This window comes from Collimonas fungivorans (genome assembly GCF_001584145.1).
Classification (GTDB): Bacteria; Pseudomonadota; Gammaproteobacteria; order Burkholderiales; family Burkholderiaceae_D; genus Collimonas; species Collimonas fungivorans.
The window spans coordinates 2,883,311-2,896,396 of record NZ_CP013232.1; the positions used below are offsets into that span (position 1 = coordinate 2,883,311).

Below are 13,086 nucleotides of genomic sequence, written 5' to 3' on the forward strand. Positions count from 1 at the left end.
GTGTATCGGACAAGATATCACGCACCTGAATGAACCGTTCGAGCTAGTGGAAATCGGTCTAGCGAGACAACTCTTCCCACTGGTCTATTTCGTGGACTGCTGCACGCTGAGCTTGTCGCGCACGAGGCGCAAGGCATCCGTTCCGAACAGCAAATGCGCCGGCGGATTGTCCGCAGCGCCTAGCCTCAGGATTCCGCGTCCCACCTTGGTCGGATCGAATGGTTATTCTCCAGCCTTGAGCCTAAGCAGAAAAATCTATCTCGCCCTCATCCTCAATTGCGTTTCTTCTGATACAGGTGAAAGCTCTATATTTCTTTAACCCAACGTTGAGCCTCTTCTCTAATTGCATTATCAAAAAACTGTTTGTCATCTGGTCGCTCTTCCATTTCGCTCGCAGCATAGATAAAACTATCAAGCTCGTGGAATTCTCGGTCTTGAGCATTAATGGTCGCTCGCCAAATTAAATTTGCACCGTCTAATGGTGAAATTTTATCGGACAAAATCGAGGACGAAATCTGCTTTGCGTAATGCCTCAAAGCTTCAATCTTCGACATTGCACCGCCACCACCGTTTTTCAGAATTTGTTTAAAAAATTTCTGAATTTGTTCGGTCTCATTTGGAGAACAGATAGCTAATTGTAAAATCACCTCAGACTCGAAGCCATCAGTAAGTGCGGACCTCGCAAGTTTTGGCAACTCTGCACTCGGGAGCATTCCCAGCACCCACATTGCCTCAATTTGCAACAAATCAAATGTTTTATTCATTTAAATTTAAATCCTTCTCGAATACCGTTCACCAAATTTTGCCAATAATGAATAGTGATATTTTCGCCTGTAGTCAAATTTGTTTGAACATATTGCATTTTCGCCCAAATTTCCTCTGGGTAACGTGCGTCGTTAATTAATCCCTGCATTATTCTTTGCCCGAGTCCACTTTGCGCGGCCTCCATTGCTAGCTGTTCGGCCAGGTTTACGGCTGCTGTTCTAACACCTGTTATAGCGGCTGGCCCAATACAAATACTCGGTCCATTGCCTGTTGAAAAGCAACCATTGTCATCAACTATAGGAGTTGGAAATAGTGGCCCGCAACTTGTTCCATCGTCAAAAAGGGGATTTCCGCCTGCTTGATAACCTGGCATGAAGCCGCGTAGGCCAAACGGATCAACCCTCGAAATCGGATTTCCCCCGACATAGGAATATCCATTGGTTTGTCCGGCATTCCATCCAATTGGGTCCTGCGATACAAACCGTCCCCAAGCCGGTGAGTAATACCGTGCCCGGTAATAATACAACCCGATCGCATCATTCTCCCGCCCCGTGTACTGCTGGCTGTTGTCGTTAGTCCCAAGCTGTATCGTATTGCCATAGGCATCGTAGCTGTAACTCGTCACCGTCGCCTGCGTCGCGTCCGTCGCCAGAATGACGCTGCCCAGCGCATCGGTCAACATCGTATGATTGCCCGCAGTGCTTTGCCGCGTCAGCACATTGTCAACCCCGGGCTCGACGATCAGATTGGCCGTCACCCCGGCGCCGCTGCCGGTGCCGCTCTTCTCCTGCACAAAGTTGATGCCGTCATACAGATACCCGGTCGAGGTTGTGCCGATCGTCTTGCCTACCCGCCGTCCAAACGCGTCGTACTGGAAACTCGCCGTATTGCCGCCGCCTATGCTCTGCAGCTGGTTCCGTGCATCCCAGGTATAGGTATTGGTACCGTCGCTGGTCAGATTGCCGTTCGCATCGTACGTCAGCGTCTGCGCACCAAACGTCGTCAACTGGTTCGCTGCATTAAAACTGGTCGTGCTCACCGGCGTGCCGGGATTGGTTTGCGCCAGCGATCCACCAACGCCGGTACGGCGTCCCACCGTGTCGTAGGTGTAGCTCAAATCGCCGATCGCTGAACCATCCGCCTTGGTGTACGTGATCCCGGTCAGCTGGTTGCCATTGTCATAGCTATAGCCGGCATGGATGCCATTCGGATAGATGCGCTGGGTCAGGCGGTTGGCGTTGTCGTAGCTATAACCGGTGGTTTGCACCACATTGCCGTTGCTGCTGCCGGCGGCCTGCTGGATCTGCGTCAGCCGGTCCGCCACGTCGTAGCTATATGTAATCGTCGGCTGGCCGGTGACCGTCAGCGTCAGGCGCCGTCCGCCCGCATCAAATGTCCGGGTAACCGTCCCTTGCGGCGTGGTTTCGCTCAGTGTCCTGTCCAGCAGATCATAACTGCGCGTGATCGTGCCTGAAACCGAGTCGACGACCTGCGTGAGCCGGTTGCCGTTATCCCAGGTAAATGCCGTGCTGCTGGCACTACTCGTGCCGCCGGCATTGGCGCCGTAGCTGATGCTGGTGAGGCGCCCCAAGACATCGTAGGTACTGTTGGTGATCTGGCCCTTGTTATCGATGCTCTGGCTGACCTTGCCGCCCGCCTCATACGATGCCGTGGCCTTGTGCGCCAACGCATCGGTCATGCTGTTCATCCGGTCCCGGCCATCATAGGTGAAGCCGGTGGCGTTGTTGTTCTCATCAACCTGGCTCAGCACATTGCCGTTGCCGTCGTAGCTGATCTGCGCCGCCCCGCCCTTGGCATTGGTGATCGCCGTCGCACGATCCAGATCGTCATAGCCCACATAGGTGCGATTGCCCAGCATGTCCGTCACGCTGGTCGTACGGCCGATGATGTCGGTGTACGAACTCACCGTGCGTCCCAAGGCATCGGTGACTGCCTGCAGATCAGCGCCGGCATAGGCAAAGCTGGTGGCATGGCCCAGCGCATCCTTGACGCTGGTGCGCCGGCCCTTGCTGTCGTAGGTCATCACCACCGCATGGCCCAGTGCGTCCGTGGCCTGGATCAGGTTGCCCAGGTTGCTATAAGTCAGCGTCGTGCTGTTGCCGTTCGGATCCGTGATGCTGGTCGGCAGGCTGTACGTCAGGTCATACACGATATTGGTCGTCACCGCATTGCTGGTACCCGACAATTGGGTGATCTGCGTCTTGTTGCCCAGGCGGTCATACTGGTACGCCGTCACCCGGCCCATGGCATCGGTGCGGCTGTCGAGCAGATGTGTGGTGCTGTTCCAGTTATTGCTCGCCGTTTGCTGAAGGGACGTACCGAACGCGCTGATGACGCTGGTCGGAGCCCCATTCGTATCGAAGCTATAACGCGTGACCGTACCGCGTTCATCGGTGGCGTCGGTTTGCAGCACCGTATCGAAACCGGCCGTACTGGTCCCGGTGCCTGTTTGCGACGATTGCAATACATAGCTGAACTGGAAGAACCGGCCATCCGCATAAGTTTGCTTGCTCAGGCGGCCGTTGCCATCGAAGACATTGGTGGTCTTGACGTTGCCGTTCTTGTCCGTCACCGTCAGCATGTTGGTGCTGGACTTGACGCCGCCCAGGGAGTGGGCAGGATCGAGCGTCTGCGTCCCATAGGTATATCGGGTGGTCTTGCCTGCCGGATCGGTCACTGTCATCAACCGCCCGCTGGCATCGTAGGCATAACCGACCGTGCGCGCCAGGTCGTCCTTGACCTGGGTGATGCGGTTGCTTGCATCATAGGTCAGATACACATTGCGTCCGCTCGGCGAAATGATCTGGGTCAGGTTTGCGTTGGTGCGCACCAGTTGCGTCAGGTTGCCGAAACGGTCCTTCATAGCCAGCATGGCCCCCTGCCGCGCCGTGCCGCTGCCGTCGCCGACGCCAGGGAAATAATAGATGTCGCCGGTTTTAAGCGTCACGCTCCAGCTGGCGCCGGGATAGGTGGGATCCCATTTCACAATGGCGCCGTAATACGCCGTGGTCGGATCCGATGTGCTCTGGAATACCGCATTGGTATAGCCGGTGCCGCCCGAAACACGGACGAAATTGATCTGGCCACCGTCCGGCTTGATCAGCGCGGCATACGGCAGGATCTGGTCTTTGCTGGTATCGTAGCCGCCGGTCAGGAACATGTCGTAGGACAGGTTCGTACCAATACCGAAGGCGCGGCTGGCGTCATCGGCCTGGCGGTAACTGCGACTGACCCGGATCGGTACGATGTCGGCGATCGCCAGGTCGGTTTCATGATTGATGAACAGGCCCGAATAGGTATCGACCGGATCGGCTGCCTTGCAACCGCAATCCTTCGGGCCAGCGGATGGCGCATTCGTGGAAGGTGCCATTGTGGTGATCATCGCACCGGTAAATTCATAGATGCGCACATTCGCATCCGGCATCACCTGCTTGCCGTCGGCCGTCACCGTACCCTGGCCGTATTCAAACCAGCCGCGTTTGGCCGCGTCATAATCCCAGAACGTCATCCGTGTGCCAGGGGCCGCGTGAGGATAGTTTGGATAGACAATTTGCGCACCTTTGGCGCTGGCGGCATTGATGCCTTCCAAGTGCGAGCCACCCGGCTGCACTGTGAAATACACCGGCACGTTGATATGCGGCAGCGGGAACGGCGGCTGGTTGACCGGCACCGCAGTCATGCTGATTTCAGTGACGATCTTGCCGTGGGCGTCGCGAATGACCATACCGGCCGGAATCCGCAATTCCAGGCCCGGGATTTGCGGGTTGCTCAATACAGTGTCACCTTGGGTCGGCGAGGCAATCTTCAGCGTTTGCGGATTCAGGCGCGACATCCAGATCACGAACGGCAGCAAATTGGGCTTGCCAGCTTCCACATTAAACCCATATTCGTAGCGGCCATAGTGCTGTTCGCCGATGGTCGCCGACTCACCGTCAATGACCAGGATCTGGCGGCCGGACGGCACCGGCGAGAGCGTAAATTCACCATTGTCGTCGGTCTTGACCTGCCGCTCGCCGATCGAGAGCGTGGCGTTGACCAGCGGTTTGCCATTCAAGCGCAGCACCTGGCCCGAGACCGAGGTCACGCCGGTCGCTACCGGTTCGACATTCGGGATCCGTTTCAGGGCGACATCGGCCGGCGTCAGCGACATCAGTTCCGGGTAGCCGTACAGCACACGGCGCAAGGCCAGGTTCTTCGGCAGATGCTGCTGCGAGACATTGCGGTCGCCGCGTCGCCACTGGCCGTAATGATCGCCCACGCCAGGTACCCACAATTCGCCTTCTTCGGCAGTCGCTTCGCTCGTCACCAGGTCATTGGTCGGCGCCTTGGGTGTCGGCACCGGTGCCGCATCCTTGCTGGCGGGACCGCTGCTGGCGCCGGAGGCCGTGCTGCCGTTGCCTGCAGCTGCTGCACCCTGCACCAAAGTGGCCTGGGCGATGGCGGCAGCAGTGCTTGCCGTATTCAATGCCACCGTCTTGAAACCAACCGCCGTCAACGGCAAGGCCTGGCCAAACTGATCGGTGGCCCCTTGCACAAACAAGGTATAGGAACTGGCCGGCAGCAATTCCTGTTTCGGTGTCGCAAACAGCAGCACGCCATTGGCGGCAGCCACCGGCAGCACGCCTACTGCGCCATTCGGCCCCATCAGCGTGACGGTGGCGTTGTTGAACGAGCCGATCGCCATCTTCTGCGAGAAGCGCAGCACCACCCGTTGCGCCACCGGCACGTTGGCCGTGCCGCTGGCGGGCGCCTGGCCCAGCACCGCGGGAGCCTCACTACGATTCAGGCCGCCGGCAAGCTGCTGCACCTGCTCCATCGACAACGGTGCGAACTGGCCGCTCTCGGGTGAGTAGGCTTCCGCTGTCGATTGCACCTGCCCGCTCACCGTAGCGCCGGACCAGACCAGTACACGATTGTCTGGCAACAGCACGGCGATGGGCGCGATACGGTCGCTGCCCAGCTTGGCGGCGAGACGCTCTATCTTGCGCGACAACGGATCGTAGATATCCACGTCGCGGATCGGATTGCCGCGGCCATCGACGCCGCCGGCCAGCAGAACACGGCCGTCCATCAGCACCGTGGCGCTGTGGTCGCTACGCCCTGCCAGGCCCAGGCTGCCAAGGTCCGTGAACAAACCGGTCGCCGGATCGAACAATTCTGCGTCCGCCAATACCCCGCCATGGCCATCTACGCCGCCCAGCACCAGCACACGGCCATCAGCGAGCAAGGTCGCGCTATGGCGCGTACGCGCCAGGTGCAGCGTCGCCGGCAAGGCCGTGCGCTGACCATCAACCCCAATCCGCCAGGCCTGGTTGCCGGCAGCACCGGCACTGGCCCCACCGATGACCAGCCACTGGCCATCCGCCAGCTGCGTGGCGCTTTGCCCGGCAAGCAGCACCGGTTGTACTGCCAGCAGCCGCGATAGTGCATCAACTGCCGTGGCAGCCGTAGCGGTCGTACTCGCCACAGGCAAGGCCGGTGCCGCTGCCGCTGCCGCCGGCATCCCCCCTGCACAAACCAGCGCCAGCAACAAGGCGCCGGCAACCCGTCGCGAAACAAACGACGACGCATCCTGCATCATCTTGGTACGTAACGAGTGCTTCATGGCGTGGGTGCGTTCCATCATGGAGTGGGAAATGACTTTAAGGTTCTTAGGAAAAATGGCGACCATCATGGCTTCAAACCAAACTGCGTGACAGCAAGCGTGCCGCTAAAAGAAGTGGCCGCGCTAACCGGAGTAACTAGCAAGGTGTATGTACCCGTCAACGGCAAACCAGTACTCGTGGACGTGACTTCCGGTACATTCCAGGTAGCATCTCCCGTAGCCGTCATTGAACTTGTCACCATTGCTCCGTTTGGTCCGATAAGCGAAATACTGATGGGTGAATTTGCCGGGATCGTGGTAATTCCAGATAGCGTGATATTTAAGTACCATCCCATTGTCCCGGCAAAGGCATAAATCCCGGTTTGGCCCGCCACCTGACTGATGCCAAATTTCGCGCCATCGGTCGTCAGCATCCCCGTTGCTGGAGGCAACAGTTGAAGTGCAACCTGGCCTGTTCCACCAGCGTAGGGGATAACGGACACCGTATAAGTGCCGGTTTGCGACAAGTTGTTGAGTTGTATTTTTCCTGTCGGATTATTGTCGACACTGAAATATTGGGAGGTAACTTGCGAACCATCGGGTGCATAGACATACAGGTATGAATAGGTTCCGCTGAAAGTGGCGCCAGTCCATACCAAGCTGTAGTTATCACCAGCCGTGGCGCTAAAGGTGTAACGCGCATTCTGGCCGGCACGTGCCGTAAACGTAGTCGCCGCAGCATTCGCCGTCAGCACTCCGGTCACTTCGCTCGACAACGTCAATGTCGCTTGCACCGTAGTCGTAGCAGTGGGTGGGGTTAGCACCAGCGTGTACACTCCTGTCGCTGGCAACACCGGCAAGGTACAACTGCTGTTGGCGCTGAAACTGCTGCAGTTGCTCGTCAATGTCGTGCCATTCGGCGCAATCACCGACCAGCCGACGGAGCCTCCCGAAGGCGTAATCACCACATTCGCAACGCCTAAACCAAGGCGCTGGCCAACTGCGCCTGTGAACGTGTATTGCCCGTTGCCGCCTGCGATCTGATTAATCGCCAGCGGCGCGCCATCGACCGTAAGCACTCCTGTTGCCGGCGACAATAACTGCAACGCAACTTGGCCCGTCCTGCCCGAATAAGGAACCACGAACACCGTGTAAGTCCCGGTCTGTGGCAAATTATTGAGTTGAATCTTTCCCATCTGGTAATTAGCCGCATCAAAAAAAGAAGAAGCGACTTGCGAGCCGTCGGGCGCATAGACGTATATGTATGAATAAGATCCATCGAAGGTGGCGCCGGTCCAGGCTAGGCTGTAGTTATCGCCTGCCGTGGCACTGAAGGTATAACGCGCATTCTGGCCCGCACGTGTCGTCGCAAAGGTGGTTGCCGCAGCATTGGCTGTCAACACCCCGCTCACCTCACTCGACAACGTCAATGTCGCCTGTAATGCAGTCGCGACGGAGGATGGCAACAGCACTATTGTGTACGCGCCGGTGGCAGGCAATGCGGGCAAGGTACAACTGCTGTTGCTGTTGCTGTTGCTGCTGCTGAAACTGCTGCAATTGCTAGACAATGTCGTGCCGTTCGGCGCCATCACCGACCAGTCAATCGAACCTCCGCTTGGAGTGATCGTGATCCCTGATATACCCAATCCAAGGCGTTGACCAACAGTACCGTTAAACGTGTAACGGCCACCAACGCCAGCCACTTGACTGAGCGCCAGCGGCGCACCATCGACCACCAATGTCCCCGTCATCTGGGACAACAATTGAATCGCCACCTGTCCGGCGCCACCCAGATAAGGTGCGATAGCTACGGTATAAGCACCTGTCTGCGGAAGATTGCTGAACTGAATTTTTCCCATCGAATTATTATCACTAAAATACTGGGAAATAATTTGCGAGCCGTCCGGGGCGTAGACATTCAAATATGAATTAGATCCTTTGAAAGTAGCGCCGGTCCAAATCAAGGTGTAATTATCCCCGGCTGTGGCGCTGAAGGTATAACGCGCATTCTGTCCGGGACGTGCCGTTGTAAAGGTCGTCGCCGCGGCATTCGCCGTCAGCACTCCGCTCACTTCGCTCGACAACGTGAGCGCACCTTGCACGGAAGTCCCGCTACCTGGCGTCATCGTAACTGTGTACACACCAGCGGAATTCAATTGCGGCAATACACAATTGCTGTTGGCGTTGAAACTGCCGCAATTGAGCAATGTCGCGCCATTCGGCGCAATCACCGACCAGCTTACCGAACTTCCCGCCGGCGTAATGGTGATATTCGAAATACCCAAGTCAAGATGCTGGCCGACCGTACCGTTAAATGTGTAGTGGCCAATCGTGCCCGCAGCCTGACCGATCGCCAGAGATGCACCATCGATCACCACGGTTCCATCCGATGTGCCCGATCCCGGAGTGGTCGTTCCCGTTAAGATCAGCCCTAAAGATACCTGGCCTGTGCTGCCACGATAAGGAACGACAAGTACCGTGAAAACGCCGGTCTGCGCCAAATTAATCAGCTGTAGTGTCCCCGTCGGATTATTGCCAGCACTAAAATATTGGGAAGCGACTTGCGAACCGTCTGGAGCGTAGATATATAAGTATGAAAAGGATCCATTGAAGGTGGCGCCGTTCCAGGCCAGATTATAGTTATCGCCAGCCGTGGCACTGAAAGTGTAACGGGCGTTCTGACCGGCACGTGTTGTCGTAAAGGTTGTCGCCGCAGCGTTGGCTGTCAGCACTCCGCCCGCTTCGCTCGACAACGTCAATGTAGCTTGCACCGCAGTTGCTACGCTCTGCGGCAACAACGCTACCGTATAGATGCCCGTAGCGGGCAACGGCGGTAATGTACAACTGTTGCTGGCATTGAGACTGCTGCAGTTTGTGGTCAATGTCGTACCATTCGGCCCCATTACCGACCAGCTGACGGAGCTTCCGGATGGCGTAATGGTGACATCTGAGATACCTAAGCCTAAGCGTTGGCCGACTGTGCCGTTAAACGTGTAGCGGCCACTAACGCCAGCTGCCTGATTAATCGCCAGCGACGCACCGTCGATAATCAACGTTCCTGCCGCCGGCGACAGCAATTGAATCGCTACCTGTCCAATTTCACCGAGATAAGGCGCCACGAATACCGTATAAATGCCGGTCTGGGGCAAGTTGTTGAGCTGGACTTCTCCCGTCGGACTGCTTTGCGCGCTGAAATTGGCAGAAGAAATTTGTGAACCGTCTGGAGCATAGACAGTCAGAGCATTATTGTAATTATTGAAAGTTGCACCGATCCACGTCAAGCTGTAGTTATCGCCAGCAGTCGCATTGAACGTATAACGGGCGTTCTGGCCCGGACGTGTCGTCGCAAAATTTGTCACCGTAGCATTCGGTGTCAGCATACCACCCACTTCACTCGACAATGTTAATGTGGCTTGTAGCGCAGTCGCTATATCAGGTGGTAGCAATGCCACCGTATAGATACCGGCGGCGGGCAACGCTGGCAGTATACAACTGCTGTTCGCCGTAAAAGATCCGTTGCAGGTTGTCAATGTCGCCCCGTTAGGCGCAATGATTGACCAACTTACTGAGTGCCCGGCTGGTGTGATAGAAACATTTGAGATGCCCAAGCCTAGACGCTGTCCGACCGTACCGTTAAACGTGTAGCTGCCGCTAACACCAGCTGCTTGATTGAGTGCCAGCGACGCACCGTCGACCGTCAACGTTCCTGTTGCCGGCGACAACAACTGAATCGCTATCTGCCCGGTGCCACCCAGATAAGGCGCGACCACTACGGAATAAGTACCTGTTTGCAGCAGGTTGCTGAGTTGGATCTTTCCTGCCGGATTATTATCCGCACTAAAATACTGAGAGACAATTTGCGAACCGTCCGGGGCGTAGACATTCAAATATGAATAAGATCCTTTGAAAGTGGCGCCGGTCCAGATCAAGGTGTAATTATCTCCGGCCGCGGCACTGAAGGTATAGCGCGCATTCTGCCCTGCACGCGTGGTCGCGAAAGGCGTCGCCGTGGCATTCGGAGTCAGTACTCCACCCGCTTCGCTCGATAACGTCAGTGTAGCTTGTATCGCTGTTGTTATATCAGGCGGCACCATCGCCACCGCGTATACACCTGCAACAGGCAGCGCTGGTAGTGTACAACTACTATCTGCACTAAAATTGCTGCAAGTCGTCAATGTCGTGCCGTTCGGCGCAATTACCGACCAGCTTACTGAGCGTCCGGCCGGCGTGACGACTACGTTTGAAATACCTAAACTAAGGTGCTGACCCAACGTGCCGTTAAATGTGTAATGACCGCTGACGCCAACTGCCTGATTGAGAGGCAGTGGCGTACCATTAATCGTCAACACACCTGTGGCCTGCGACAACAACTGGATCGCAACCTGTCCGATGCCGCCGCTATCCGGAGTGACCAGTACCGTATAAGTACCGCTCTGCGACAAACTGCTGAGCTGTATTGCCCCAGTTGAATCGCTGCCGCCGCTGAAATACTTTGAAACCATTTGTGAGCCGCCTGGCGCGTAGACGTTCAGGGTATTGTAGGAGCCGGCGAAGGTGGCGCCAGCCCAAGTTAGCGTGTAATTATCGCCAGCGGCTCCGCTAAAAGTATAACGAGCGCTTTGCCCCACCCGCGTCGTTGCAAATGTTGTCGCCACAGTATTGGGCGTGAGAATACCTGCAACCGCACTCGACAACAGCAACTGCATATTTACTGTATGACTGCTGTCGATATAGAACAAAATTCGATACGCACCTGTTTGCGGTAAGGCAGCAAATGAGCATTTTCCAACGCCGGAGAGCGTACAGGTACTTACGACACTCCCCGTGGGACCATAGAGCTGGATCGATACGGAACCTGAGCCGCTTGGCGTAGGCGCATACGCAGACATTCCGAGGCTGAGTTGCTGACCCGCAGTGCCGTCAAACAGCAACATGGCATATTTTCCTGCGGTGGCAATGGCAGGTGTTACCGCATCGCCGTCAATGACGATGCGCCCAGTAGCCACGACATCAGCCACCGCAATATTGGAAGGAACAACAAAAAAATCTGTAGTGCTCGTGCCGGTACCTGCCGAGGTCTGTATAGTGACTTTCCCGGACTGTGCAGCGTTCGGCACCGTCATGACAGCCTGGCTTGGGGCTGTCAACGCCGTAATGATTCCACTGACATTACCAATGTACGCTTTGCTCTTGCCTGCACCTGCCTGGAAATTGGTCCCGTTGACAGTCACCGTCGTACCCGCAGCACCGACGGCCGGGGTAAAGCTGATAACAGTCGGCGTCGACAAGTCCGATCCGACCGTAAATGGCTGGGTCGAGGTGGCGCTACCATTCGTGTTGCTGACTTTGATCAGGCCAGTGGTGGCTGTTGCAGACACCGTCAGGCTGAGCTGCGTCGCACTGGCTGCCGTCACGGTGGCGGCAATATCGTTGATGGTGACGGTGTTGGATGCTGCGGCTGTACTAAAACCGCTGCCAAAGACGGTAACGTTGGTGCCGGCAGCACCGGAGGTGGGCGTAAAACTGGTGATGGCCAGGGTATTGACGGTATTGGCCTTGACCGCAGTGATATGGCCAACCGCATCATAGGCGTATTGGGTGCTGCCGCCATCGGCGGCAATCACTTGCACCAGGCGGCCAAGTTCATCATAGACATAATTCACGCCGGCGGCATGAGCGGCGCTGGTACAACTAAGAACACAAGCTAGAATGAATAGCAGATAGGGTCGTAATGTACGCGGCAAGAACGTCGACCATGCTGAAAAACCTGTTTGCGCAACGTACTGCACGCGGCATGTCGCCGCGCGGTTTGAATTCGCCATCTGCCCTGCTCCCTGACTCAATTTTATTGTTACCGACAATCTTGTCGATAATTTATACATTCAGCTAACACTGGCAGTCCGAGCAGACAGCAAACCGTGATTGCAGTCGCTTCTTTACAGCATGAATATATCTACATGGCAATATTATGGCCCGTCGACAACAGTTTTTTATTGCTCATGAAAAAAATATTTAAATGTTAAATATTTGCAACGCAGAAATTTTTTCTTCAAATAATCTTGACCAAGAGTGATTTCACCGATAGTAAAAAAATCAATCAATATTCCGCTATCAGTCGCACTATTAATCGTCGTCGCTTGATTATTCGCATCGAGTTATCGTATCAACTCACTGGCAACATCGGCCAATCCCGCACTATTTCACTCTTGTCACGTTCTGATAAAACCGATTTGTCAGGATTTAAGCTGCTTACTGACATCTTCTAAAAGGTTATGTGTTTTTCAATCGTAAACCTGCGGAGCCAGGTAAGAATCCTTCTGGGAATTTTGTCTGCATGCTATATAGAACACCATTAAAAATGGTGTCATTTAGGTTGGCATTGGTAAAGTCCGCGCCACTTAAATCTACCTCTCCTCCCATATTGTCAGCTAAGAAGGATGCACCGGTTAAGTCAGCATAGGAAAAATTCACGTCTTCGAAACTCCCACCAATAAGTTTCGTCTCACGCATTAACGCCCTCTCAAATGAAGCGCCCATGGCAAGCACCAAATAGAATTCGCATTTGCTTAAATCGGCATTGCAAAATGATGCCCCGAACATCGTTACCCCCTCGAAATACGCATCCGATAGCTTAGCTCTATCAAGATTACAGTCTTCCAGACTACCGCCTTGAAAATGCGCAATGCTCATAACTTTTCCCATGAATAACAAACTAC

At 55.4% G+C, this 13,086-nt stretch carries 4 protein-coding genes; all 4 read right to left on the reverse strand.

Features of this window, described 5'->3' with window-relative positions; all coding sequences use genetic code 11:
• Window positions 1-305 precede the first annotated feature (305 nt).
• Complete coding sequence (locus CFter6_RS12505) at window positions 306-764, reverse strand: hypothetical protein (RefSeq protein WP_061540200.1); 459 nt, start codon at window positions 762-764, stop codon at window positions 306-308.
• Window positions 761-6,460: an RHS repeat-associated core domain-containing protein gene (locus tag CFter6_RS12510; protein ID WP_082814736.1), complete on the reverse strand. Its 5,700-nt coding sequence runs from the start codon at window positions 6,458-6,460 to the stop codon at window positions 761-763. The genes CFter6_RS12505 and CFter6_RS12510 overlap by 4 nt, the downstream gene beginning before the upstream one ends.
• Entirely contained in the window at window positions 6,457-12,192 is a 5,736-nt protein-coding gene (locus CFter6_RS25085) for an RHS repeat domain-containing protein (RefSeq protein ID WP_167351382.1), read from the reverse strand. Before CFter6_RS25085 ends, CFter6_RS12510 begins: the two co-directional genes overlap by 4 nt.
• Window positions 12,193-12,640: 448 nt before the next feature.
• Window positions 12,641-13,060 (reverse strand): pentapeptide repeat-containing protein, encoded by a 420-nt coding sequence (locus CFter6_RS12530; RefSeq protein WP_167351383.1) that lies wholly within the window; start codon window positions 13,058-13,060, stop codon window positions 12,641-12,643.
• Window positions 13,061-13,086: the final 26 nt, after the last annotated feature.

Excerpts from the sequence above, each read along its gene's own strand:
- CFter6_RS12505 (WP_061540200.1), bottom strand. The coding sequence starts at position 764 with ATGAATAAAACATTTGATTTGTTGCAAATTGAGGCAATGTGGGTGCTG.
- CFter6_RS12510 (WP_082814736.1), bottom strand. The coding sequence starts at position 6,460 with ATGATGGTCGCCATTTTTCCTAAGAACCTTAAAGTCATTTCCCACTCC.
- CFter6_RS25085 (WP_167351382.1), bottom strand. The coding sequence starts at position 12,192 with ATGGCGAATTCAAACCGCGCGGCGACATGCCGCGTGCAGTACGTTGCG.
- CFter6_RS12530 (WP_167351383.1), bottom strand. The coding sequence starts at position 13,060 with ATGAGCATTGCGCATTTTCAAGGCGGTAGTCTGGAAGACTGTAATCTT.